This window comes from Streptomyces sp. NPDC096193, from assembly GCF_040302905.1.
GTDB lineage: Bacteria > Actinomycetota > Actinomycetes > Streptomycetales > Streptomycetaceae > Streptomyces.
Genome location: NZ_JBEOSJ010000037.1, coordinates 23,370 through 47,175, shown reverse-complemented (window position 1 = coordinate 47,175; position 23,806 = coordinate 23,370). Strand labels below are relative to the sequence as shown.

General features: G+C 70.7%; 22 protein-coding genes. 16 read left to right on the top strand and 6 right to left on the bottom strand.

Going from position 1 to position 23,806, the window contains the following annotated elements; genetic code table 11:
• Positions 1–168 precede the first annotated feature (168 nt).
• From ABTX78_RS33395 to nudC, 3 genes are read left to right on the top strand one after another with little or no spacing between them, the layout of a single operon-like run.
• Entirely contained in the window at positions 169–3,759 is a 3,591-nt protein-coding gene (locus tag ABTX78_RS33395; RefSeq protein ID WP_352210529.1) for an ATP-dependent helicase, read from the top strand.
• Positions 3,760–3,769: 10 nt separating this feature from the next.
• A complete protein-coding gene (locus ABTX78_RS33390) occupies positions 3,770–5,167 on the top strand; it encodes a dipeptidase (RefSeq protein WP_352210528.1) in 1,398 nt (465 codons plus the stop codon).
• Between the two features lie 36 nt (positions 5,168–5,203).
• Entirely contained in the window at positions 5,204–6,154 is a 951-nt protein-coding gene (gene nudC / locus ABTX78_RS33385) for an NAD(+) diphosphatase (protein ID WP_352210527.1), read from the top strand.
• A 101-nt stretch (positions 6,155–6,255) separates the two neighbouring features.
• On the opposite strand, the gene ABTX78_RS33380 is transcribed toward nudC, so the two are convergent.
• Positions 6,256–6,498: a mycoredoxin gene (locus ABTX78_RS33380; protein WP_352210526.1), complete on the bottom strand. Its 243-nt coding sequence runs from the start codon at positions 6,496–6,498 to the stop codon at positions 6,256–6,258.
• A gap of 170 nt (positions 6,499–6,668) precedes the next feature.
• Here ABTX78_RS33380 and ABTX78_RS33375 point away from each other — a divergent pair, with 170 nt between their 5' ends.
• The 5 genes from ABTX78_RS33375 to ABTX78_RS33355 all read left to right on the top strand — a co-directional run bounded on the left by ABTX78_RS33375 (position 6,669) and on the right by ABTX78_RS33355 (position 10,548).
• A complete protein-coding gene (locus ABTX78_RS33375; protein WP_352210525.1) occupies positions 6,669–8,843 on the top strand; it encodes an ATP-dependent DNA helicase UvrD2 in 2,175 nt (724 codons plus the stop codon).
• A 165-nt stretch (positions 8,844–9,008) separates the two neighbouring features.
• Positions 9,009–9,347 carry a hypothetical protein gene (locus ABTX78_RS33370; protein ID WP_352210524.1) on the top strand — a complete coding sequence of 113 codons (339 nt, stop codon included), beginning with the start codon at positions 9,009–9,011 and terminating at the stop codon, positions 9,345–9,347.
• 194 nt (positions 9,348–9,541) lie between these two features.
• Positions 9,542–9,910 (top strand): WhiB family transcriptional regulator, encoded by a 369-nt coding sequence (locus tag ABTX78_RS33365; protein ID WP_327680511.1) that lies wholly within the window; start codon positions 9,542–9,544, stop codon positions 9,908–9,910.
• A complete protein-coding gene (locus tag ABTX78_RS33360; RefSeq protein ID WP_327680509.1) occupies positions 9,907–10,230 on the top strand; it encodes a putative WhiB-interacting protein in 324 nt (107 codons plus the stop codon). Before ABTX78_RS33365 ends, ABTX78_RS33360 begins: the two co-directional genes overlap by 4 nt.
• 117 nt (positions 10,231–10,347) lie before the next feature.
• A complete protein-coding gene (locus tag ABTX78_RS33355; RefSeq protein WP_352210523.1) occupies positions 10,348–10,548 on the top strand; it encodes a hypothetical protein in 201 nt (66 codons plus the stop codon).
• A 99-nt stretch (positions 10,549–10,647) separates the two neighbouring features.
• Here ABTX78_RS33355 and ABTX78_RS33350 read toward each other — a convergent pair whose 3' ends face one another.
• The gene (locus ABTX78_RS33350; protein ID WP_352210522.1) at positions 10,648–12,012 is read right to left on the bottom strand and encodes an ABC1 kinase family protein; all 1,365 of its coding nucleotides are present in this window, start codon (positions 12,010–12,012) and stop codon (positions 10,648–10,650) included.
• Positions 12,013–12,056: 44 nt separating this feature from the next.
• Positions 12,057–13,277 (bottom strand): ThiF family adenylyltransferase, encoded by a 1,221-nt coding sequence (locus ABTX78_RS33345; protein ID WP_352210536.1) that lies wholly within the window; start codon positions 13,275–13,277, stop codon positions 12,057–12,059.
• A gap of 311 nt (positions 13,278–13,588) precedes the next feature.
• Between ABTX78_RS33345 and ABTX78_RS33340 the strand changes: the two genes are divergently transcribed.
• The 4 genes from ABTX78_RS33340 to ABTX78_RS33325 all read left to right on the top strand — a co-directional run bounded on the left by ABTX78_RS33340 (position 13,589) and on the right by ABTX78_RS33325 (position 17,429).
• Positions 13,589–14,212: a M48 metallopeptidase family protein gene (locus ABTX78_RS33340; protein WP_340475242.1), complete on the top strand. Its 624-nt coding sequence runs from the start codon at positions 13,589–13,591 to the stop codon at positions 14,210–14,212.
• Between the two features lie 128 nt (positions 14,213–14,340).
• Entirely contained in the window at positions 14,341–15,963 is a 1,623-nt protein-coding gene (locus ABTX78_RS33335; protein WP_352210521.1) for a TerD family protein, read from the top strand.
• Positions 15,964–15,977: 14 nt separating this feature from the next.
• Positions 15,978–16,658, top strand: a complete 681-nt coding sequence (locus ABTX78_RS33330; protein WP_352210520.1) for an AIM24 family protein — start codon at positions 15,978–15,980, stop codon at positions 16,656–16,658.
• 15 nt (positions 16,659–16,673) lie between these two features.
• Positions 16,674–17,429: an AIM24 family protein gene (locus ABTX78_RS33325; RefSeq protein WP_352210519.1), complete on the top strand. Its 756-nt coding sequence runs from the start codon at positions 16,674–16,676 to the stop codon at positions 17,427–17,429.
• Positions 17,430–17,509: 80 nt separating this feature from the next.
• On the opposite strand, the gene ABTX78_RS33320 is transcribed toward ABTX78_RS33325, so the two are convergent.
• Together ABTX78_RS33320 and ABTX78_RS33315 are read right to left on the bottom strand one after the other, a co-directional pair.
• A complete protein-coding gene (locus ABTX78_RS33320; RefSeq protein ID WP_352210518.1) occupies positions 17,510–18,049 on the bottom strand; it encodes an NUDIX hydrolase in 540 nt (179 codons plus the stop codon).
• Positions 18,046–19,539: a zinc-dependent metalloprotease gene (locus tag ABTX78_RS33315; protein WP_352210517.1), complete on the bottom strand. Its 1,494-nt coding sequence runs from the start codon at positions 19,537–19,539 to the stop codon at positions 18,046–18,048. Before ABTX78_RS33315 ends, ABTX78_RS33320 begins: the two co-directional genes overlap by 4 nt.
• 190 nt (positions 19,540–19,729) lie before the next feature.
• Between ABTX78_RS33315 and ABTX78_RS33310 the strand changes: the two genes are divergently transcribed.
• The 4 genes from ABTX78_RS33310 to ABTX78_RS33295 all read left to right on the top strand — a co-directional run bounded on the left by ABTX78_RS33310 (position 19,730) and on the right by ABTX78_RS33295 (position 23,129).
• On the top strand, positions 19,730–20,857 hold the full coding sequence (locus tag ABTX78_RS33310) for an SDR family oxidoreductase (RefSeq protein WP_352210516.1): 1,128 nt from the start codon (positions 19,730–19,732) through the stop codon (positions 20,855–20,857).
• Between the two features lie 79 nt (positions 20,858–20,936).
• Positions 20,937–21,395 carry a molybdenum cofactor biosynthesis protein MoaE gene (locus ABTX78_RS33305; protein WP_352210515.1) on the top strand — a complete coding sequence of 153 codons (459 nt, stop codon included), beginning with the start codon at positions 20,937–20,939 and terminating at the stop codon, positions 21,393–21,395.
• A 373-nt stretch (positions 21,396–21,768) separates the two neighbouring features.
• A complete protein-coding gene (locus ABTX78_RS33300; RefSeq protein WP_352210514.1) occupies positions 21,769–21,939 on the top strand; it encodes a hypothetical protein in 171 nt (56 codons plus the stop codon).
• A gap of 101 nt (positions 21,940–22,040) precedes the next feature.
• A complete protein-coding gene (locus ABTX78_RS33295) occupies positions 22,041–23,129 on the top strand; it encodes a YlbL family protein (RefSeq protein ID WP_352210513.1) in 1,089 nt (362 codons plus the stop codon).
• A gap of 58 nt (positions 23,130–23,187) precedes the next feature.
• On the opposite strand, the gene ABTX78_RS33290 is transcribed toward ABTX78_RS33295, so the two are convergent.
• Positions 23,188–23,745: a PPA1309 family protein gene (locus ABTX78_RS33290; protein ID WP_352210512.1), complete on the bottom strand. Its 558-nt coding sequence runs from the start codon at positions 23,743–23,745 to the stop codon at positions 23,188–23,190.
• Positions 23,746–23,806 lie beyond the last annotated feature (61 nt).

Below are 23,806 nucleotides of genomic sequence, written 5' to 3'. Positions count from 1 at the left end.
CCGACGCCTGCGCCTGGCGTCCGAGGCCAGGCGCCTGCGCCGGGGACGGGGACGGTGCCTGCGGGCCGGAGCCCGGAGCCTCGTGCGTGACGCCCCGGGCCGGACGCCTGAGCTCGCGGAGGCCGGTGGGGACCACTGCTGTCAGTGGTCCCCACTAGCCTCTCTGGAGTGAACGCCCGCATCACCGATCCCGAGCAGCTCAAGGAGCTCCTCGGCATCCCCTTCACCCCGGAGCAGACGGCCTGCATCACGGCACCGCCCGCCCCGCAGGTCGTCGTGGCCGGAGCCGGGTCGGGGAAGACGACGGTGATGGCCGCCCGGGTGGTGTGGCTCGTCGGCACCGGCCAGGTCGCGCCCGAGCAGGTCCTCGGACTCACGTTCACGAACAAGGCGGCGGGAGAGCTCGCCGAGCGGGTCCGCACCGCTCTCGTACGGGCAGGGGTGACCGACCCCGACGTCATCGACCCGGACCATCCCCCGGGCGAACCGCGCATCTCCACGTACCACGCGTTCGCCGGGCAGCTTCTGGCCGACCACGGGCTGCGGATAGGCCTGGAGCCGACCGCCCGGCTGCTCGCCGACGCCACCCGCTACCAACTCGCCGCCCGCGTACTGCGTGAGGCGCCGGGCCCCTACCCCTCGCTGACCCGGTCGTTCCCCTCGCTGGTCAGCGATCTGCTGGCGCTCGACGCGGAGCTCGCGGAGCATCTGGTGCCTCCGGAGCAGCTCGGTTCGTACGACTCCGAGCTGCTGCGCACCCTCGACGGCGTCCGGCTGAGCAACGCCGAGTTGCGCAAGGTGCCCGAAGCCGCGGCCGCGCGCCGTGAACTGCTCGACCTCACCGTCCGCTACCGGGAGGCCAAGCGCTCCCGTGAGCTGCTCGACTTCGGCGACCAGATCGCCCTCTCGGCCCAGCTGGCCCTCACCCGCCCCGAGGTCGGTGCGATTCTGCGGGACGAGTTCCGGGTCGTCCTGCTCGACGAGTACCAGGACACCTCCGTCGCCCAACGGCTGCTGCTGTCCGGACTGTTCGGCCAGGGCACCGGTCACGCGGTGACCGCGGTCGGCGACCCCTGCCAGGCCATCTACGGCTGGCGAGGAGCGTCGGTGGCCAACCTCGACGACTTCCCCTCCCACTTCGCGCACGCCGACGCCCGTCCCGCCACGCGCTTCTCGCTCAGCGAGAACCGCCGCAGTGGCGGCCGGCTGCTGCACCTGGCCAACGACCTGGCGACTCCGTTGCGGGCCATGCACGAAGGCGTCGAGGCGCTGCGGGCCGCGCCCGGCGCCGAGCGGGACGGCATGGTGCGCTGCGCACTGCTCGCGACACACGAGGAGGAGATCGCGTGGCTCGCCGACTCGATCGCCCACCTCGTGCGTACGGGCAAGGAGCCCGGTGAGATCGCCGTCCTGTGCCGGACCGCGGGCGACTTCCCCGAGATCCAGGCCGCCCTGGTCGCACGCGACGTCCCCGTCGAGGTCGTCGGTCTGTCCGGGCTGCTGCACCTGCCCGAGGTGGCCGACCTGGTCGCGGTGTGTGAAGTCCTCCAGGACCCCGGGGCCAACGCCTCGCTGGTCCGGCTGCTGACCGGCCCCCGCTGGCGGATCGGCCCCCGGGACCTGGCTCTGCTGGGCCGCCGGGCCCGTCTGCTCGTGCACCGTGCCCGCGCCGACGGGACGGACCCGGACGAGCGGCTGGCGGCGGCCGTCGAAGGCACGGACCCGGCCGAGGTCATCTCGCTCGCGGACGCCCTGGACACGTTCCTCGAATCGGCCGACGGCGACGAGGAGCTGGCATTCTCCGCCGAGGCGCGGGTCCGCTTCGCCCGTCTCGCGACCGAACTGCGCGAGCTGCGGCGATCGTTGGCCGACCCCCTGATGGACGTACTGCACCGTGTCCTCGGCACGACGGGCCTCGAAGTCGAACTGTCCGCCTCCCCGCACGCCCTGGCCGCCCGGCGACGCGAGACGCTCTCCAACTTCCTCGACATAGCGGCACGTTTCGCGGCGCTGGACGGGGAGGCCTCGCTGCTGGCCTTTCTCGCCTTCCTGCGTACCGCCGCGCAGTACGAGAAGGGCCTGGACAACGCCCTGCCGGGCGGCGAGAACACCGTCAAGGTCCTGACCGCGCACAAGTCGAAGGGGTTGGAATGGGACGTCGTCGCCGTCCCCGGCCTGACCGCCAAGCACTTCCCGAGCGAGCAGGCGCGGGAGGCGTGGACCTCCCAGTCCAAGGTCCTGCCGCACGCCCTGCGGGGTGACGCGGGCACCCTCCCGGACGTCACGAGCTGGGACGCGGGAGGGCTGAAGGCCTTCAAGGACGCCATGAAGGACCATCAGCACACGGAGGAACTGCGCCTGGGATACGTCACCTTCACCCGCCCCCGCACACTGCTGCTGGGCTCCGGCCACTGGTGGGGCCCGACGCAGAAGCGCCGGCGCGGCCCGTCCGCGTTCCTCCGGGCACTGCACGACCACTGCACCGAGGGCTTCGGCGAGATCGAGGCCTGGGCCGACGAGCCACCGGAGGACGCGGAGAACCCCTGTCTCGACACGACCGGGCCCGAGCGGGCCTGGCCGCTTCCGCTGGACCCCACGTCCCTGGCCCGGCGCCGGGCCGCGGCGGAGACGGTACTGGCCTACCTCGACGCGGGCCCGGAGCCCGAGCCCGAACCGGCTCCCGAGCCTCCCGACGACGAGGAGTGGGCCCTGTGGGACGACGAGGAAGCACCGTTCGACGACTCCGAGGACGAGCCGCCCGCCCCCGACGACCCGTACCCCCCGGACGCCCCGTACACGGACGATGCGCACGACCCGGACCACGGTGGTTCCGCCACCGCCGGCCCGCCCGCCGCGCACGAACCACCGGCACCGTCCGGGGCCCGTGCAGCCGCGTCCGGGGCCCGCGGACCGGAGCTCTCACGAGCCGTTCCGCACCAGGCGGGTCCACCGCCCGAGCGACCCGACGACGCCCGTCACGCTCCGGAGGAGGCGCGCCCCTCGCGGAAGGGACGCACCTCCGAGGACGTACTCACCCCCGAGGACGCCCGTGCGATCGCGTCCTGGGACCGCGACCTCGACGCGCTCGCCGGGGAGCTGCGCCGCAGCCGCACCGGTGTGCGGGCCGTGCCCGTGCCGCCGTCACTCACCGCATCCCAGCTCATGCGTCTCGCGGCCGACCCGGACGGCTTCGCCCAGGAGCTGGCCCGCCCCATGCCGCGGCCGCCCCAGCCCGCGGCCCGCAGGGGCACCCGGTTCCACGCCTGGGTGGAGTCCCGTTTCGAGGAGCTTCCGCTGCCCATGCTCGGCCCGGACGAGCTGGGGGGCGACGACACCGAGACGCCGGAGATCGCGGACGAACGTGACCTGGAAGCGCTCAAGGACGCCTTCGAGCGCACCCCGTACGCCCGTCGCACGCCCTACCGCGTGGAGTCCCCGTTCCAGATCACTCTGGCCGGCCGCGTGATCCGGGGCCGTATCGACGCCGTCTACCGCCCCACCGGGACCGGCACACCCCACGCGTACGAGATCGTCGACTGGAAGACCAGCCGCAGCGGCACCGCCGACCCTCTCCAGCTGGCCGTCTACCGGCTGGCCTGGGCCGAGCAGCACGACCTGCCTCTGGAGGCGGTCGACGCCGCGTTCGTCTTCGTGCGCAGCGGCGAGGTCGTCCGGCCGCCGGACCTCCCGGACCGCGTGGCTCTGGAACGCATCCTGCTGGGCGAGACGGCGGAGGAACCGGCAGCCGAGGCCCGTTAGGCTCACCAGCATGAGCGACACCCCGGACAGCGTCGTCCGTACGTACATCCAGCGGCACCGCGCGGCCTTCCTCGACGACCTCGCCGAGTGGCTGCGCATCCCCTCCGTGTCGGCACAGCCCGACCGTGCCGCCGATGTACGACGCAGTGCCGACTGGCTCGCCGCCAAGCTCCGGGAGACCGGCTTCCCGGTCGCCGAGGTCTGGCCGACGGCCGGTGCCCCCGCGGTGTTCGCCGAGTGGCCCGCCGGCGACCCGGACGCGCCGACCGTCCTCGTCTACGGACACCACGACGTCCAGCCCGCCGCCCGCGAGGACGGCTGGCACTCCGATCCCTTCGAGCCCGTGACCGTCGACGGCAGGCTGTACGCACGTGGCGCGGCGGACGACAAGGGCCAGGTCTTCTTCCACACCCTGGGCGTACGGGCGCACCTCGCCGCCACCGGACGCACGGCGCCCGCCGTCAACCTCAAGCTGCTGATCGAGGGTGAGGAGGAGTCGGGCTCCCCGCACTTCCGCGAGCTCGTCGAGGCCGAGGCCGCCCGTCTCGCCGCCGATGTCGTGATCGTCTCGGACACCGGTATGTGGTCGGAGACCACCCCCACCGTCTGCACCGGCATGCGCGGCCTCGTGGACTGCGAGATCGAGCTGTACGGCCCCGACCAGGACATCCACTCCGGGTCGTTCGGAGGTGCGGTGCCCAACCCGGCGACGGCCGCGGCCCGGCTCGTGGCCGCGCTGCACGACGCCGACGAGCGGGTCACCGTTCCCGGCTTCTACGACGACATCACGCCGCTGACCGACGCCGAACGGGAGCTCTTCGCCGAGCTGCCCTTCGACGAGGCTGCCTGGCTGAAGACGGCCAAGTCCCACGGCACGCTCGGCGAGGTCGGCTACTCCACACTGGAGCGCGTCTGGGCCCGGCCGACCGCGGAGGTCAACGGCATCGGCGGCGGTTACCAGGGCCCCGGCGGCAAGACGATCATTCCGGCGTCGGCGCAGCTGAAGCTCACCTTCCGGCTGGTCGCGGGCCAGGATCCGGACAAGATCGAGGTGGCGGTGAGCCAGTGGGTCGCGTCCCTGGTCCCCGCGGGCATCCGCTACGACCTCACCTTCGGGGCATCGACCCGCCCCTGTCTCACCCCGCTGGACCACCCCGCCCTGCAGTCCGTCGTACGGGCCATGAGCCGGGCCTTCGACGGACAGAAGATCCTCTTCACCCGTGAGGGCGGCTCGGGACCGGCGGCAGACCTCCAGGACGTCCTGGCGGCGCCCGTGCTCTTTCTGGGTATCTCCGTACCCTCCGACGGCTGGCACGCGCCCGACGAGAAGGTCGAGATCGACCTGCTGATCAAGGGTGTGGAGACCACCGCGCACCTGTGGGGCGACCTCGCCGCCGCCCTCCGCTAACTGACACCCAATCCACTCGGGGGAGTTGGAAGAACCGTGAGCACCCACACTTTCGCCGGCGCCGGGGACCTCCCGATCGGTCTCACCGCACCGAGCGGCATCGACCGCGAGGCGCACCACCGTCTCGACGAGGCATGGCTGGCGGCGGCCTGGAGCCACCCGACGACGCGTGTCTTCGTGGTCTCCGGCGGCCAGGTCCTGATCGACGAGGGCGCGGACGGCCGTACCGAACTGGTGATGACCCCGGCCTTCGAGGCCCCCGTCACCGAGACCCACCGCTACTTCCTCGGCACCGACGAGGAGGGCGTGCGCTACTTCGCGCTCCAGAAGGACGCGTTGCCCGGCCGGATCGACCAGTCGGCCCGGTCCGCGGGGCTGCGTGAGGCCGGTCTGCTGCTCTCCCCGCGCGACGCCGGCCTGATGGTCCACGCCGTCGCGCTGGAGAACTGGCAGCGGCTGCACCGGTTCTGCTCCCGCTGCGGCGAACGCACCGTCATCGCGGCCGCGGGCCACATCCGCCGCTGCCCGGCCTGCGGCGCCGAGCACTACCCGCGTACGGACCCGGCCGTGATCATGCTGGTCACGGACGAGGAGGACCGCGCCCTGCTCGGCCGCCAGGTGCACTGGCCGGAAGGCCGCTTCTCCACACTCGCCGGGTTCGTGGAGCCGGGCGAGTCGATCGAGCAGTCGGTGCGCCGGGAGGTCTGGGAGGAGGCCGGGGTGACGGTCGGCGAGGTCGAGTACATCGCCAGCCAGCCCTGGCCGTTCCCGTCGAGCCTGATGCTCGGCTTCATGGCCCGGGCGACCTCGTCCGAGATCAACGTCGACGGTGAGGAGATCCACGAGGCGCGCTGGTTCTCCCGCGAGGACCTGCGGGCCGCGTTCGAGTCCGGCGAGGTGCTGCCGCCGTACGGGATCTCCATCGCCGCCCGTCTGATCGAGCTCTGGTACGGCAAGCCGCTGCCGAAGCCGGGCAGCGCCAACTGAGGTGCCCGCGAGTGCCGCTGTGGCCCGCGGCACTCGCGGTCCCGGCACGACGACGCCCCCGCCCGACATCGTCGAGCGGGGGCGCGTGTGTGCGGGTGCGGTCAGGCGCCGATCTTCTGCTTGACCTGCGCCAGCGAGGGGTTGGTCAGCGTCGTGCCGTCCGGGAAGAGCACGGTCGGCACCGTCTGGTTGCCGCCGTTGGCCTTCTCGACGAAGGTCGCGGAATCCGGGTCCTGCTCGATGTTGATCTCGGTGTAAGCGATGCCCTCACGGTCCATCTGGCCCTTGAGCCGACGGCAGTATCCGCACCACGTGGTGCTGTACATCGTCACAGTGCCCGGCATGGTCTCTCGCGCTCCTCTGTCTCGCTGACTGCGTCCCACTCACTCGGTGCGTGGTCGCACGGCACTAGAACGTACGTGACCGGCCCGCCATTCCCGTATTAGTACGACCACACCCGCTCCCCTGTGGACAAGCGCCGCACCCGCCTCTCCGGACCTGGCAGCATGGCGGGGTGACAGCAGCAACGCACTCCTCCCTTTTCCCGCAGGTGCCCGAGTCGGCCGACGCGGTGCTCGACGGACTCGACCCCGAGCAGCGCGAAGTGGCGACCTCCCTGCACGGCCCGGTGTGCGTGCTGGCAGGCGCCGGCACGGGCAAGACGCGGGCGATCACCCATCGCATCGCGTACGGGGTGCGCGCGGGCATTCTCCAGCCCGCCAGTGTGCTGGCCGTCACCTTCACCAACCGCGCGGCGGGCGAGATGCGGGGGCGGCTGCGCCAGCTCGGCGCCGGCGGCGTCCAGGCCCGCACCTTCCACTCCGCCGCCCTGCGCCAGCTCCAGTACTTCTGGCCCAAAGCGGTCGGCGGCGACATGCCACGGCTGCTGGACCGCAAGATCCAGCTGGTCGCCGAGGCGGCCGCGCGCTGCCGGATCCGGCTGGACCGCAACGAACTGCGCGATGTGACGAGCGAGATCGAGTGGGCGAAGGTCACCCAGACCGTTCCCGCGGACTACCCGGCCGCCGTCACCAAGTCGGTCCGCGACGCCCCCCGGGACCCGGCCGAAATCAGCCAGATCTACGGGATGTACGAGCAGCTCAAGCGCGACCGCTCGGCGATGGACTTCGAGGACGTCCTGCTGCTCACGGTCGGCATCCTCCAGGACCGCCACGACATCGCCGACCAGATCCGCCGCCAGTACCAGAACTTCGTGGTCGACGAGTACCAGGACGTCAGCCCGCTCCAGCAGCGGCTCCTCGACCTGTGGCTCGGCGAGCGGGACAGCCTGTGCGTGGTGGGAGACGCCAGCCAGACGATCTACTCGTTCACCGGCGCCACCCCGGACCATCTGCTGAACTTCCGCACCCGCCACCCCGGCGCGACCATGGTCAAACTGGTCCGCGACTACCGCTCCACGCCCCAGGTCGTCCACCTCGCCAACGGTCTGCTGAGCCAGGCCCGCGGCCGCGCCGCCGAGCACCGGCTCGAACTGATCTCCCAGCGCGAGCCCGGCCCCGACCCGGCCTACGTGGAGTACGCGGACGAACCGGCCGAGGCCGAAGGCACCGCCCGCCGCATCCGCGACCTGATCGCCGCGGGTGTCCCGGCCGGCGAGATCGCGGTCCTCTATCGCGTCAACTCCCAGTCCGAGGTCTACGAACAGGCGCTTGCCGACGCGGGCGTCCCCTACCAGCTGCGGGGAGCGGAGCGCTTCTTCGAGCGCCAGGAGGTCCGTGAGGCGGGCATCGCGTTGCGCGGCGCGGCCCGCGCCGGCGGCAACGACTCGCTGCTCGACGACGCGGGGGACCTCCCTTCACAGGTCAGGGCGGTGCTCTCGACCAAGAACTGGACGAGCGAACCACCCGCGGGCTCGGGCGCGGTGCGCGACCGCTGGGAGTCCCTGGCCGCCCTGGTCCGTCTCGCCGAGGACTATGTGCGAGTGAAGCCGGAGGCGACACTCTCCGACCTGGTGACCGAACTGGACGAGCGGGCGGCCGCCCAGCACGCCCCCACCGTCCAGGGCGTGACCCTGGCCTCGCTGCACTCGGCCAAGGGCCTGGAGTGGGACGCGGTGTTCCTCGTCGGCCTCACCGAGGGCATGATGCCGATCACCTACGCCAAGACCGACGAACAGGTCGAGGAGGAGCGCCGGCTGCTCTACGTCGGGGTCACCCGTGCGCGGCTGCATCTGTCCCTCTCCTGGGCGCTCTCCCGGTCGCCCGGCGGCAGGGCCTCGCGTCGCCCGACCCGTTTCCTGAACGGCATGCGCCCGGGGTCGGTGGCCCCGGGGACGCGCAGTGCGGGGGGCGCGGGCGGTGTCGACCGCGGCACCGGCGGCCGGCGCAAGCGGCGCGGCCCCGTGCTGTGCCGGGTGTGCGGCAAGACGCTCACCGACGCGGGTGAGATGAAGCTGATGCGCTGCGAGGACTGCCCCTCGGACATGGACGAGGCGTTGTACGAGCGGCTGCGCGAGTGGCGCTCGGACCAGGCGAAGGAGCTCGGCCAGCCGGCCTACTGCGTGTTCACCGACAAGACGTTGATGGCGATCGCGGAGGCCGTGCCGGGCGACGAGGGGGAGCTGGCCGGTATCTCCGGTGTCGGCGGACGCAAGCTGGAGCGTTTCGGCGCCGATGTCCTCGCCATCTGTGCAGGTCAAGAGCTTGAAGGAGTCGACGAGGAGGACTGATACAAACTCGTCGGAAAAATAGTTTGCGCGGGCCCCGGCAGGCCCCATAGGTTCTTAACCACGGGAACAGCGACTTCTCTGAAGCCCTGTTGTCGTGCTGTACTTATCCGAACACGCGTGATCGGCCCCGGCCGGTCCCCAAGACGCCGAGAGGAGGCGAATCCAGTGATCAGCATCGAGACCAGCTTCATCAGCACCGCCAAAATGACCGATCGCTCGGACGCCTCCGCCTGCTCGCTCGGCTTCTCCGCGTCGTTCAACGGCACCGGTGTGTCCGGCTCCTCGGCCGCGCTTCCGGTGATCGGTCTGGGCGGAATCGCTCTGGGCGGACTCCCTGTCCGGGACCGCAATGAGCGACCGACCAAGGCACTGGCAGCAGATGTAGCAGCGGTGAAGGCCCAGGCCTATGCCTTTGCGGCGACCAGTGCCGAAACCAAGAAGCAGACGCAGCACCACACGACGTGGGCCTTCCGTGGGCTCGAACCCTGGAGTGATCCAGCCTGATTCAGATCAGGCCGGCGCCTTCAGGGCCGCGGAACCCCACCCGGGATCCGCGGCCCTTCTGTTTTCCCCGAACGGGGGAGCCGGAGCGAAGGGGCCTCGGAAACAGCAGCACCCGGTACCAGCCCCCCGGACCGAATCGGGGGACCGCCAACCGGCCAACAGGCCGGACCGACAAGACGAGGAACGACACCACCGTGCAACTCGAAGCGCACGCCCCGTCCGTACCGCCTTCCGAGACGATCCCCCCGCCCGCCCTCACGGAGGACTCCACCTTGACTCCGCTCACTGCGCTCACCGCGCTCGACGACGCCATCGAGAACCTCGGCGTACCCGTTCCCTGCCGGTCCTACGACCCGGAGGTCTTCTTCGCCGAGTCCCCCGCGGACGTCGAGTACGCCAAGTCCCTCTGCCGTACCTGCCCGCTGGTCGAGGCCTGCCTAGCCGGCGCCAAGGAGCGGCGTGAGCCGTGGGGCGTCTGGGGTGGCGAGCTCTTCATCCAGGGCGTCGTCGTCGCCCGCAAGCGGCCGCGTGGCCGCCCGCGCAAGAACCCGGTTGCGGCATGAACATCACCGGAACCATCGATCGCCCCCTGACGCACGATCCCCAGAAGCTGGCCCCCATGACCTCTTCCACGAGCGAGCCGTCCGGCTCCGCCACCCCAGACGTCACCACCATCGGCGCGACCGCCTCGCGTCAGAACAGGACCCGTGAGATGCAACTCATCCCAGAAGCCATGGCCCGTGCGCATATGCACGAGCGCCTGCGCGAAGCCGAGTCGGAACGCCAGGCCGTGCGCCTGGTCGCCGCCCGGCGGATGCAGCGCCGCGCCGAGCGCGTCTCGATGCGCGCCCGCCGTGCGCTCGCCATGGCCGTCATGCAGTGACAGCTGTCGGCTCGTCACACCGTGACACCCACTGATTCGCGGGGGCCGGTCCGAACGGACCGGCCCCCGCGGTGCGTTCTACCTGCGGCGGCTCCCGTACGGGGTTATCGTCACGTGGTGGACCAGCAGCAGACTCCGCAGCCGCAACAGCCGGGTGCCGAGGGCGTCGAGTGTTCCCACTGCGGTAAGACCGCCGAGGGAACACCGCTCACCTGGACCTGCTCCGTCGAGAAGGGTGTCCGCAGCTACTTCTGCGACGACTGCGCACGCTCCCATCTGCGCGCCATCGAGGGCAGACTCGACTCCGACTGGTGGTGAGGCCGCGTCCGCGCCGCCCGCCGCCCGCCGCCCGCCCGCCGCCCACCTGCCCGTTGCCGCCGGGGCGCCCCCGTTGCGCTGCCCCCACCTACCGGTCGCTCAGGCCGGCGCCTCGATCGCCGTGCTGTCCTCGTCGTCCTCGGGCAGGAACCCCGGCAGCCAGGACTCCAGTTCGTCCCGTAGCCGCACGGTGGCGTTCAACTGGCACAGCACTCCGATGGTGCTCAGCGTCACCCGGTGTATCAGCAGGTAGGACGGCGGCAGATTGAGCTGCTTGCCCAGCTGATGTGCGGGGGAGCGGATGTCGGCGATCCTCGCGGCCTGGGTTCGCATCCAGCCCCGGGTGAAGGTGAACTCCTCCGCCTCCGCGGGCTCGATGATCGGCACCAGATACTCCAGCACCGCGTCCGGGTCCAGCTCGATCTCGTCCTTGACGAAGCCATCCGAACGCAGCAGGTCGTACACCGCGTCGGCCTCGCCCTCCAGCGTCATCCGCAGGCAGTCACCGATGGTCTGGGGCAGTCCGCCGGGCAGCCGGTCCACCGTGCCGAAGTCCAGCACGCCGAGCCGCCAGGTCTCGCCGTCCTCGTCGGGCAGCAACCGGAAGTTCCCCGGGTGTGGATCCGCGTGCAGCAGTCCGGTGCGGGCCGGACCCGAGAACAGGAAACGCGCCAGCAGCTGTCCGGCCCGGTTCCGCTGCTCCTCCGTGCCGCTCGCGATCACTTCGGCCAGCGGGATGCCGTCGATCCACTCCGTCACCAGCACCTGGTCGGACTGGTGCACCACATCGGGCACGAGCACATCGGGATCGTCCGCGAACTCCGCCGCGTGCTCGCCCTGTGCCTGCGCCTCCAGCTCGTAGTCGAGTTCCTCGGAGACCCGGTCGCGCAGCTCGGTGATCAGGGGCTTGATGTCCATCCCCGGGATGAGCGGCCCGAGCAGCCGGGCGAACCGGCTCAGTTGTGTGAGATCGGAGAGCAGCGCTTCACCGGCTCCCGGGTACTGCACCTTCACCGCGACCTCGCGGCCGTCGTGCCACACCGCGCGGTGCACCTGTCCGATCGAGGCCGCGGCGGCGGGCTTGTCCTCGAAGCTCAGGAAGAGGTCACGCCAATCCTCCCCGAGCCGTTCGGCGAGAACCGTGTGGACGGTGCGCGTCGGCATGGGCGGCGCGGCGTCCTGGAGCTTGGTGAGCGCCGCGCGGTAGGGGCCGGCGATGTCCTCGGGCAGCGCGGACTCGAAGACGGACATGGCCTGCCCGAACTTCATCGCCCCGCCCTTGAGCTCTCCGAGCACCTTGAACAGTTGCTCCGCGGTGCGCTGTTGCAGCTCCTTGGCGACGATCTCCGCGGACTTGCCGCCGATCCGCTTTCCCAGACCCCATGTGGCACGGCCGGCGAACCCCAGTGGCAGTGCGGCCAACTTGGCCGTCCGGGTGACCGCCTTACGCGGAAGATCAGACATGCGCCCCTCCAATTCCCCGACAGCAGCCGAGCCGCGTACGGCGGTTACCCGGCCATTGTCTCGTGCGACGGCCCGAAGTCCGAGGTGTGCTCCCTCTCACTCTTCCCATGTGCACCGCAGACGCAGTCGATGTGCGGCGAGATCCTCTCGGATCGCCAGTCCAGCAACGGCAGGGAGGTCTCCCAGCGCGCTCCTGTGCTGGTCGGCAGCTCTCCGTCGAGAAAGGACAGCGCATGCGCCGCCGCGGTCCCTGCCACCAGTGTGGCGAGTGCGATGTCGCATGCCGGCACCGCCCCACTGCGACGGCCCGCCGAACGCCACTGTGCCAGGAGGCGTCGCCATCCGGGGTCACGGTCCGCCCGGCCCAGTTCGAGACATCCGGCACAGGCGGTGCCGCCGGGCAGCACCAGCGGTCCCACCACGCCTGTGGCCTCGATCACACCGGCGTAGAGGTGCGGAGTGCCCGTGGCGATCCAGTCGGCGGATCCGACGGGGTCGGGGGCATAGGCGGCGAGCCCGTCGCGTGGGCACACGACGACCAGCGACAGGCCGGGCTCGGCGCCCCCGCTTTCTGGTGCGGAGCCTTCCCCCGCCGACGGTGCGGACTGCGGCGATGATGCCGAGACACTGGACGACGCCGACCGCGCCCGGCCCCTCTGCCGTTGCGGTGGAACCGCGGCGGACCGACGGACCAGCTGACGGGCCGTCGTGTCCCTTCGGTCGCCGACCGCTCCCGCCGGCAAACCGCCCGGAGCGATGTCCCACGGCTCGGTGCACCCGCCGTCCAGCACCTCGACCCGTCCGACACCGGCCGAGGAGAGCAGCGCCGCGACTGTCGCGCCGACCCGGCCCGCGCCCCGGACCTGGACGCGCATGGCCCGGCGGGCAGCCAGCCGCCGTATGCCACCGCCCGGTTCGGGATGGACCACGGAGAGCGTCGCCAGGTCGGGACGCAGGCGGTCGAGGGCGCCTGCCCGCTGTCGTAGGGCATCGGCCTCCGGCCCACCCACCGTCGCGTCGTCGAGCAGTCCCGCCGCGCTCAGCCGTCTGACCAGAGCGTCCACCTGCCCGTCCGGCATGCCCATCACCCGGGCCTCCTCGCGCAGCAGCGGGAGCCCGCGTGTGCCGTCGAGCAGCTCCAGCAGAGCGCCCGTCGCCGTGTCCACGGGCCCGACCACGACCGCGTGCGCGGGTGTCACCCCGAACTGCACGGTCTGCCGTTCCCGCCATGCCCGCCTCAGTGCCGGCTTCACCATCGGATGCATTTCCACTTCCCCCTTGATAACCGCGAACCGAAGAACCTTCCGGAGCGAGAACCTCCAGAACCGCCAGAACCCGCAGTACCGCCGGCACCGTGAGAACAGCCAGAACCCGCGGAACCGGGAGAAACCGAAGAATGATCAAGAACGGCTCTCCGCTGATCCGTTGCCAGAATGCCCGGCCACGTCGAAGGGTGTGAAAAGTTGTCCACAGGCTTGGGGTATTAGTCGTTCAAATGGTGCAGCCAAGGGGTGGATCAAGATCGAACCGTTCCGGAGGCGGGACTTCCCCCACCTGCAACGGGTAACGTCGGGGCGTGTCCGTCGACCCTTCCCCTCGCGTCGCTGGGGAGACACCACCGCACAGTGCGGGAAGTCAACAGCGCAGCGTGCCAGGCCGCCCGTCCCGCGGATCGGGGACCAGCGCGGTCGAGGTCCGCAGGAGCGCGCGCCGCAACAGAACGGTCTCCGCCTACCGGGAGGGCGACCGGACCATCGTCCTGATCCCCGCCCGGATGTCGGAGGCGGAGGAGCAGCGCTGGGTGGGCGTGATGCTCGACAAGCTCGCGGCCCAGGAAAGCAAGCGGATCCTCGGTGACAGTGAACTGACCGAGCGTGCCGAGCGGTTGTCCGCCCAGTACTTCGACGGACGCGCAAGACCGACATCCGTGAGATGGGTGACGAATCAGAACACCCGCTGGGGCTCCTGCACCCCGGCCGAGGGCAGCATCCGACTCTCACACCGTCTGCAGGGGATGCCCGAGTACGTCGTCGACTATGTGCTCGTCCACGAACTGGCACATCTCCTGGTGCCCGGTCACGGCCCGCGGTTCTGGCGGCTGCTGGAGGCGTATCCCCGGACCGAACGCGCCCGGGGCTATCTCGAGGGTGTCGTGGCGGCCGACCGGCTGCCGCACCTGCCCGTCACCGGCGGGGAATGACGTCCGACCGGCACTGATCCCGTGTACCGAATGTGTCCCGGCATGCGTCCGGGCTTGGCTCAATGTCGGTTTGAGCCGTTAGCCTGACGCGACGTATTCACCTTCGGGATGGGGGACGGTCGTTACGCATGGCCAGGGAATTCCAACGCGGCCACAAGGCCAAGATCAGTGATCTCACGCCGGGAACGGATCTGTACGTAGGTGTGCAGATCGCGGCTCCTGGGCTGACCTTCGACATCAGCTGCTTCGGCCTCGATGCCAACGAGCAGCTCTCCGACGACCGGTACTTCATCTTCTTCAACCAGCCGAAGTCGCCCGAGGAGTCCGTTCAGCTGCTGGGCGCGCAGGCCGGTGACACCGAGTCCTTCCGCGTCACGCTCGACCGTATTCCGGCGAACATCCACAAGCTGTCCTTCACCGCGACGATCGACGGCGCCGGACAGATGTCGCAGGTCGGTCCGGGATACATCCGCATCGTCGCCGGCGGCGAAGAGGTTGTCCGGTATCCGTTCAACGGCTCGGAGTTCACCACCGAGCGCGCGGTGATGCTGGGCGACTTCTATCTGAAGGACGTCTGGCGTTTCGCCGCCATCGGCCAGGGCTTCGACGGCGGACTCGACGCCCTGCTGAAGAACTTCGGCGGCGAGGTCGCCGAGGAGCAGCCGTCGGCCCAGCAGCCCCAGGCCGCACCGTCGTTCGGGCCGCCCGCCCAGGCGACGGCGCCCCCGGCCTTCGGCGCACCCACCGCACCGCAGGCTCCGCAGCCCGCGCCGTCGTTCGGTGCACCGGCCGCACAGGCCCCAGCCCCGGCGAACCCGCAGATGCACGCCGCACCGACGGTCGCGGCCCCGATGCCCCCGCAGGGCACGATGCCGCCGCCCGCTCCCTCGCCGTACGGGCAGCCGCCTCAGCAGCCGCAGTTCGGACAGGTGCCGGGACAGCCGCCCGGGCAGATGCCGGGTCAGTTCCCGGGGCAGGCCCAGCCGCCCGGCGCGCCCGCGCCATACGGTCAGCAGGCTCCCTACGGACAGCCGCAGGGCATGCCTCCGGGCGCGCCACAGGGCGTTCCCCAGGGGGCCCCGCAGGGTGGTGCCGGTCTCCAGGCCGCGCTCCAGCCGTACCGCGAGACGGCCACCGGCCAGCGCTGGACCCCGCAGAACCAGCAGTTGATGCGAGTCGACCTCACCATGGGCGGCACACCCGTCCTGGCCCGGCAGGGCAGCATGGTGATGTACCAGGGCAAGGTGGACTTCGGCCACAAGGGCGCGGGCTTCGCCGGTCGCGTGATCGGCAATGCGACGGGCCAGGAGATGCAGCTGATGCGCTGTTCCGGCCGTGGTCAGGTCTTCCTCGCGGAGGAGGGCGCACACCTGCATCCGATCGAGCTCCAGGGCGACGGCATCTGCGTCTCCGCGGAGAACGTCCTCGCGTTCGACGAGGCCCTCCAGTACGAGGTCCGTCGTATCGAGGGCCATGGCATCCCCGGCGGCGCGTTGTTCACCATGCAGTTCCAGGGCTCCGGCACCGTCGTCGTGAAGACGCACGGCACCCCGGTCGTCCTGCCGGTCACGCCGACCACCTTCGCCGACTGCAATGCCGTCGTCGCCTGGTCGTCCGCGTCCCAGGTGATCCTCTCCAGCCAGGTCCGGCTGCGCCGCAACGCGTACCCGGGGCACAGCGGAGAGACGATCAACCTCCAGTTCCGGGGCGCCCCCGGCAACTTCATCGTCGTCCAGCCGTACGAGGTCTGAGGGAGCCCGAAGACATGAACCAGCAACTTGCGGGCTTCGCCCCGACTCCGATCACGGCCCGTATGGAGAACCACGGCCGGTCGATGCTCAAGGTCGCCATGGCCTCCGGCCAGGACCTGTACGCACGCACCGGCTCGATGGTCGCCTACGAGGGCTTCGTCCAGTACGAGCCCAACCCGCCCGGCGTCCGCCAGGTCGCCTCCCAGTGGGTGACCGGCGAGGGCGCGCCCATCATGAAGTGCTCCGGCGACGGGCTGCTGTACCTCGCCGACTACGGCGCCGATGTGGTCGTCATCAATCTCGACAACGACTCCCTGTCGGTCAACGGCACCAATCTGCTCGCCTTCGACGCGCACCTCCAGTGGGGCGTCGAGCGGGTCAAGGGCCTGGCCAAGTTCGCCGGCCAGGGCCTGTGGAACGTGGAGATCGCTGGCACCGGCTGGGTCGCGGTGACCTCCCGCGGCACGCCGATCGTCGTCGACTGCGGCCGTGGCGAGGACGAGACGTACGTCGACCCTGACGCCCTGGTCGCGTGGTCCCCGAACCTCAAGGTGAAGGGCAAGCGCAGTTTCAAGGCCTCCTCCCTCGTCGGACGGGGCAGCGGCGAGGCGTACCAGATGGCCTTCTCGGGCCAGGGCATCGTCGTCGTACAGCCGAGCGAGGACAGCACGGACCGCCTGCGGGTCCGGGGCTGAGGGGGAGCGAACATCATGCAGAGCCCACTTTTCAACTACGCCGAACAGCAGTCCCAGGAGCGCTACGTCGTCCAGAACCCGCAGCTGCTGCGGGTCGCGCTCACCGGGCAGGACGACGTCCTCGCCCGCAAGGGCGCGATGGTCGCCTACCAGGGGCTGATGGACTTCGACGGGGAGTACCAGAGCGGTCAGCAGCGCCGCGCCCGCGCCAACACCGGCGAGGGCCTGGACCTGATGCGCTGTTCCGGACAGGGCACCGTGTACCTCGCGAACCTCGCCCAGTACATCCATGTCGTCGACGTCGACCAGGAGGGCATGACGGTCGACAGCGCCTATGTCCTGGCGCTCGACTCGACGCTGCACACCGAGGTCATCGCGGTCGACAGTCAGTACGGGATCTCCGGCTCGGGCAAGTACCAGCTCAACATCTCCGGCCGGGGCAAGGTCGCGCTCATGACCTCTGGTCAGCCGCTGATGATGCACGTCACCCCGGACAAGTACGTCAATGTCGACGCCGACGCGATCGTCGCCTGGTCGTCCGGGCTGCGCGTGCAGATGCAGGCCCAGACGCACTCCTCGGGCGTCCGGCGCAGGCGCGGCAACACCGGCGAGGGATGGGAGCTCAACTTCCTCGGCCAGGGCTTCGCGCTGGTGCAGCCGAGCGAGGTCATGCCGCCGCAGAACGCGGAGATCGGACAGGGCCTGCGCGCCCAGTTCGGTGCGGGCCAGCACGGCTCGCACGCCCAGAACCAGAACAACGCCTGGAACTGAGCAACCCCGCGGCACCCATGCGCGGTGCCGCGCGCGCGTAAGGGGCGGCCTCCCTGGAGGCCGCCCTTACCCGTATCTGCCTACAGCACCGTGCGCGCTGCCAACGCGGCCCGTGTCCGCTCCACCAGCCGCACGACGGACTCGTCGGCCACGTTCGGCACCTCGGCGTAGGCGAACCAGCGCAGATCCAGCGACTCGTCGCTGATCTCCTCCACGGCTCCGGCGGGAGCCAGCGCCGCGTACTGGACGTCCAGGTGCCAGTTGCAGGGCGACGGAATCGCATGGCGGTCCAGGCGGATCGGGCCGCCCGGAAGCAACGCCAGGCCGCCGATCCCGGACTCCTCGGTGGCCTCCCGAAGCGCAGCGGAAGCCAGCGTCGTGTCACCGGGCTCGCAGTGGCCGCCCATCTGCAGCCACATGCCGAGCTTCTTGTGCAGCGTCAGCAGGACCCGCCCGCTCTCCGCGTCGACGACCAGCGCGCTCGCCGTCACATGACCCGCCTCGCAGGCCTTCCACATTCCGTCCGGGTGCGCGTCCAGATGGTCCAGGTAGCGCCCGCGCAGTTCCTCCTGGTCCTCGTAGCTCTTCAGTACGAGGACGGCGTCGTCGTGCAGGCTCACCGGTCGGAGTCGTCCTTGCCGTCCGTCCCGCTGTCCGGACTCTTGTCGTCCGGACCCTTGTCCTTCGGGCCCTTGTCGTCCGCGCCCTTGGCGCCGGGAGCGTCCGCCGGACCGGTGTCGCTCCGGCCGCCGCCCTTGGTCGCCGCCTCACCGAGCATCTTGTCCAGCTCCGAGAAGTCGAGCTGCTCGCGGTGGACGAAGCCGTCCGGGTCGTCCAGGTCCGACGCGGTCGGCAGCATGTCCGGGTGCTCCCACAGGGCGTCCCGCCCGTCCACACCCCGCGCGTCCGTGAGCGAGGCCCAGAGCCGGGAGGCGTCCCGAAGCCGCCGCGGACGCAGCTGAAGACCGATCAGCGTCGCAAAGGTCTGCTCGGCGGGGCCGCCGGACGCACGCCGCCTGCGCAGCGTCTCGCGCAGGGCGCTCGCCGAGGTCAGCCGGGACGAGGCCGCCTCGTGGACGACCGCGTCGACCCAGCCCTCGACCAGCGCGAGCGCCGTCTCCAGACGGGCCAGCGCCGCCTTCTGCTGCGGGGTGTCCTCCGGCTGGAACATGCCCTGCTGGAGGGCCTCCTGCAGCTGCTCAGGGTTGCTCGGGTCGAACTGGCCGACCACGTCTTCCAGCTTGCTGGTGTCGACCTTGATCCCCCGGGCGTACCCCTCGACCGCGCCGAACAGATGCGAGCGCAGCCACGGCACATGGGCGAAGAGCCGCTGGTGGGCGGCCTCGCGCAGGGCCAGATACAGCCGCACCTCGTCCTTCGAGACTCCGAGGTCCTTGCCGAGCGCCGCGACGTTCAGCGGGAGCAGCGCGGCCTTGCCGGCGGGGCCGAGCGGCAGACCGATGTCCGTCGAGCCGACCACCTCACCGGCCAGGACACCGACGGCCTGACCGATCTGCTGGCCGAACATCGCTCCGCCCATGGAGCGCATCATCCCGAGCAGCGGACCAGCCATGGCCTGCATCTCCTCGGGCAGCACATCACCCATGGCCAGGCCGACGCGCTCGGCGACCGGATCGACGAGCTGCTTCCACGCCGGAAGTGTCGCCTCCACCCACTCGGCACGGCTCCACGCGACGGCCGTGCTCGCTCCGGAGGGGAGCGAGGTCACGCCGTCCAGCCAGAGATCGGCCAGACGAACGGCCTCCTCGACCGCCGTCCGCTCGGCGGGGCCCACGCTCTCGTCCTTGGTGCCGTCCGGCGTGCCCTGGGAGACGGTCTGGCGCGCGATCTGCTGCGCCATGTCCCAGTTCACCGGTCCGCCCTCGTAGCTCAGCATCTGCCCGAGCTGCTGGAAGGCCGCACCCAGATCGTTCGGATTCAGGGAGCCGAACATGGCCGCGAACGGATTGTCGCCGCCGTCGCCCCCGAATCCGAAGGGATTGGAGGCCTGCCCGCCCTGGCCACCGCCGGCGGGATCCTTCTTCTTGCCCTCGTCGCCGTTCTCCGGCTCCTCCGGCGGAAGGCCGAATCCGAATGGGGTGTCACTCACGGGTTTCCTCGGCTCGTAGGGCCGCCGGCTCCGGGCCGACGGCGAATGCCCGACAACACCACCAGCGTAGACATCCGCGCCGCATATGGGCTCGGTGCTCCGCCGACTCGTGGGCTGCGGCAGGATGGACGCCACCTGGTACGTACGTGTCATTCGCTTACGTACTGAAGACAACCGCTGGAGACGCCTGGTGAGTTCCCCAGATCCGCAGGTTCGCGGAGCGCGAAACCGCTCAACCCCGACCCCGGGCGAGGGGCCCGCAGGCCGGGGCCCCGTCATCGCGGTCACCGGCGCCGCCACCGGCATCGGTGAACTGCTCGCCCGGCGGCTCGCCGACTCCGCCGAGGTCAAGCAGGTCGTCGCGATCGACGAGCGCAGGGGAGAGGTCGCCGAGGCACAGTGGCACATCCTCGACGTGCGCGACCCCGCCATCGCGGAGAAGCTGCGCGGCGCCGATGTGGTCGTGCACCTGGCTCTCGATCTCGATCTGGAGTCCGACGCGGCCGCCCGCACCGCCTACAACGTGCGCGGCACCCAGACCGTGCTCACCGCGGCAGCGGCCGCCGGTGTGCACCGGGTCGTGCTCTGCACGTCCGCCATGGTCTACGGGGCACTGCCCGACAACGACATCCCGCTGTCGGAGGACGCCGAGCTGCGCGCCACCGCCGAGGCCACCGGCGTCGGAGACCTGATGGAGATCGAGCGGCTCGCCCGCCGGGCTCCGCGCGCGCACCCGGGACTCAACGTCACGGTGGTCAGACCCGCCGTCCTGGTGGGCGGTACCGACACCGCGCTCACCCGCTACTTCGAGTCGCCGCGCCTTCTCGTGGTCACCGGATCGCGTCCCACCTGGCAGTTCTGCCACGTCGACGACCTGGTGAGCGCGCTGGAGTACGCGGCTTTGGAGAAGGTGGACGGCGAGCTCGCCGTCGGCTGCGACGGCTGGCTGGAGCAGGAGGAGGTCGAGGAGCTCAGCGGCATCCGTCGCATGGAGCTGCCCTCGGCCGTCGCCCTGGGCGCCGCCGCCCGGCTGCACCGGATCGGCCTCACTCCATCCCCGGCGGGCGATCTCGCGTACACGATGCACCCCTGGGTCGTCAGCGTGAGCCGGCTGCACGACGCGGGCTGGCGTCCGCAGTGGACCAACGAGGAGGTCCTGGCGGCGCTGCTCGAAGAGGTGGAGGGCCGGCACACGGTCGTGGGCCGCCGGCTCGGCCGCAAGGACGCGACCGCGGCGGGTGCCGCCGGCGCGACGGTCGCCCTGCTCGGCACGGCCGCGCTGGTCCGCCGGGCCCGCAAGGCGCGCCGCCGGCTGTAGGAGGCTCCAAGGGGGGGCGCGGCGGGCAGGTCGATCGGGCTGTTCCGCGATGTCAGTGGCATGAGGCACGATGGCCGGCATGGCACGTATGCACGAGCACCCGGGCGAGCAGGCGGCTGCGGACCCCGTCCGCCTTCTCGCGATCCGCGACACCCCGCTCTCCGTCGACGAGGTCTTCGCGGCCGTCGGTGACGACGCCTCGGGAGGCACCGCACTGTTCGTCGGCACCGTGCGCAATCACGACGGCGGCTCCGACGTGGACACCCTGGGGTACTCCTGCCACCCGTCGGCCGAGGCCGAGATGCGCCGGATCGCGGACCAGGTCGTCGCCCGCTACCCGGTCCGGGCGCTGGCGGCGGTGCACCGGGTCGGGGATCTCGCCATCGGGGACCTCGCGGTCGTCGTCGCGGTGTCCTGCCCGCATCGTGGGGAGGCGTTCGAGGCGTGCCGCAAGCTGATCGACGATCTCAAGCACGAGGTGCCGATCTGGAAGCACCAGAAGTTCTCCGACGGCAACGAGGAGTGGGTGGGCGCGTAGGCCTGCCGGTTCCCGATCCGCTCGATCCCCGATTGGTGCGCACTCGGCCCTGAGCGGTCCGGCCGGAGTGCGTTGTCCTCCCTTCCGTGAGCGTCCGGACCCGGGTCCTGTTCCGTGCCGTGGGCGATGCGGCCTCGGCGTAACCGCCGCGACCACGGGTACCCGACGGACGGCAGCGGGGCGGTGCAGCCGGGCGGTCACGACGCCGCGGCGCGCGTGGCGCTGCGCAGCGCTCCCGCAGCCCGCCCGAAACCTGAGAACCGCCCAAGCGGCCCGATTTGCGTAACCGCCACCCTGCCGTGAGCGTTGAACTGGCAGATGGCTAATCTGCTGATCACTCAGTTGCTTTCGATCATGGGGTAGGGAGGTCGTGATGGCAGCACTCGCCTGGTTGTTGATTCCGCTGTTCGCTGCCGTCGGTGCTGCGATATGGGGAAGCTGGGCCCAGCGGAACCGGACAACCGGTGACGTGGCCGAGCTCGCCGGCTACGCGCGGTTCCGCGACGCGATGGAAAAAGCGGGCACCGGCAGAGATGCCGCCTGACGCAGTCCTGACTCTCACGCCGTCCGTGCGCAGTGGCCTTCCTGCCCCGTACGGACCGGCCCCGGCGGTGCGCTGACAGGCCCGTCCCGTACTGTCGTTCCATGCCACGCCGCACCGCGACGATGCTCGCCTCCACCCTCGTTCTGATCGCACTTCTGTGCGCCGGGGTGTTCATCAAAGTGCCGTATTCGGAGATGTCGCCCGGCCCCACCGTCAACACGCTCGGCGAGGCGCGCGGTGAGCCGGTGCTGGCGATCTCCGGACGCAAGACCTACCCGACGACCGGTCATCTCAACATGACGACGGTCCGGGTCACCGGTGCGGACTACAACATGAACTTCGTCGAGGCCGTCTACGGCTGGCTGGCCCACGACAACGTGGTCGTTCCGCACGACACGCTCTACCCGGACGGCAAGACCGAACAGCAGTCGACACAGGAGAACGCCGAGGAGTTCACCCAGTCGCAGGAAAGCGCGAAAGTTGCCGCGCTGAAGCAGCTGAAGATCCCGGTGCAGTCGCGGGTCGTCGTCTCCACGGTCATCAAGGACACGCCCTCCGAGGACCGGCTGCACGCGGGCGACGTGATCCGCGCCGTGGACGGTGCCGCCGTCGAGCAGCCGGCCGATGTCGCCAAGCTGGTCACCAAGCACAAGCCCGGGGAGAAGGTCGTCTTCACGATCGTCCCGGCGAAGGCCGCTGCCGCCGCCGAGAAGGCGGGCAAGGAGCCGGACGCCACCGAGAAGGTCACGATCACCACGACCACGTCGGACACCGGCAACCGCGCGATCGTGGGCATCCAGGCCGGGACCGACCACACGTTCCCGTTCACGATCGACATCAACCTCGCCGATGTGGGCGGCCCCAGCGCCGGTCTGATGTTCGCGCTGGGCATCGTCGACAAGCTCACCGCCGGAGACCTCACCGGCGGCAATTTCGTCGCGGGCACCGGCACCATCGACGACGAGGGCAAGGTCGGTCCCATCGGTGGCATCGAGATGAAGCTGGTGGGCGCCCGGAACGCGGGGGCGGAGTACTTCCTGACGCCGAACGACAACTGCGCGTCGGCCGCCTCGGACATCCCCGACGGGCTGACGCTCGTGAAGGTCAACACCATCGAGGACGCCGCGAAGTCGCTGGCGAAGATCAGGTCGGGCAGCACGGCAGGGCTGCCGAGCTGCACGACCGGCTGAGTACGGCCCCGCCAGACGGCAACGCGGCGAACGCGCGCCGTCCGACGGACCCGGACCCTTACGACTCGAACGTCGCCGACAGCGCTTCCGCCAGACCCGGCACCAGGTCCGAGCCCGTCAACACCTCGGTGGCGGAGTCCTTCTCGCGCAGTCGCAGCGCAGACTCACGGGCGCCGTCGCGGAGCACCGCCACGGTCATGCGCACCTCCTGTCGGGCCGGATGAGCGGCCACCCACTTGGTGAGGGCGGCGTCGTCGAGACCTTCGGGGACCGACGCCTCCGCCGACGCGGGGAGCATCTGGCGCTCCACGGTCAGCGCGCATCCGACCACCGCGTCCGGCCACGCGATGGTGCCGAGGAACTCGTCCAGGGGAGTGCCGGCGGGAATCTCGTCCTGCTCGATCGGGGTCAGCGGAGCGCCGGCGGCGTCGTCGTCGAGTCCGAGTTGCCCGGCGAGGCCGGGCTCCTGGGTGCGCAGCTGTGCGGTGTCGACGAGGGCGAACAGCCGGGCCGGCCGGTCCCAGCCGAGACCGGAGGCGTACTCGTCGATTTCGAGCACGGCGCGGGTCAGTGGGGCGGCGGCCATCGGGGGGCCGGAGGAAGAACTATTGGGCATGCCCAATATCCTGCCTCCTTCCGGCCCCGATACGGGAACTAGGTAAAGCCTCAGTAAGTTG

Coding starts and splice junctions, on each gene's coding strand:
- ABTX78_RS33390 (WP_352210528.1), top strand. CDS start 3,770: ATGAGCGACACCCCGGACAGCGTCGTCCGTACGTACATCCAGCGGCAC.
- ABTX78_RS33380 (WP_352210526.1), bottom strand. CDS start 6,498: ATGCCGGGCACTGTGACGATGTACAGCACCACGTGGTGCGGATACTGC.
- ABTX78_RS33360 (WP_327680509.1), top strand. CDS start 9,907: ATGAACATCACCGGAACCATCGATCGCCCCCTGACGCACGATCCCCAG.
- ABTX78_RS33350 (WP_352210522.1), bottom strand. CDS start 12,012: ATGTCTGATCTTCCGCGTAAGGCGGTCACCCGGACGGCCAAGTTGGCC.
- ABTX78_RS33345 (WP_352210536.1), bottom strand. CDS start 13,277: ATGCATCCGATGGTGAAGCCGGCACTGAGGCGGGCATGGCGGGAACGG.
- ABTX78_RS33335 (WP_352210521.1), top strand. CDS start 14,341: ATGGCCAGGGAATTCCAACGCGGCCACAAGGCCAAGATCAGTGATCTC.
- ABTX78_RS33330 (WP_352210520.1), top strand. CDS start 15,978: ATGAACCAGCAACTTGCGGGCTTCGCCCCGACTCCGATCACGGCCCGT.
- ABTX78_RS33325 (WP_352210519.1), top strand. CDS start 16,674: ATGCAGAGCCCACTTTTCAACTACGCCGAACAGCAGTCCCAGGAGCGC.
- ABTX78_RS33305 (WP_352210515.1), top strand. CDS start 20,937: ATGGCACGTATGCACGAGCACCCGGGCGAGCAGGCGGCTGCGGACCCC.
- ABTX78_RS33300 (WP_352210514.1), top strand. CDS start 21,769: ATGGCAGCACTCGCCTGGTTGTTGATTCCGCTGTTCGCTGCCGTCGGT.
- ABTX78_RS33295 (WP_352210513.1), top strand. CDS start 22,041: ATGCCACGCCGCACCGCGACGATGCTCGCCTCCACCCTCGTTCTGATC.
- ABTX78_RS33290 (WP_352210512.1), bottom strand. CDS start 23,745: ATGCCCAATAGTTCTTCCTCCGGCCCCCCGATGGCCGCCGCCCCACTG.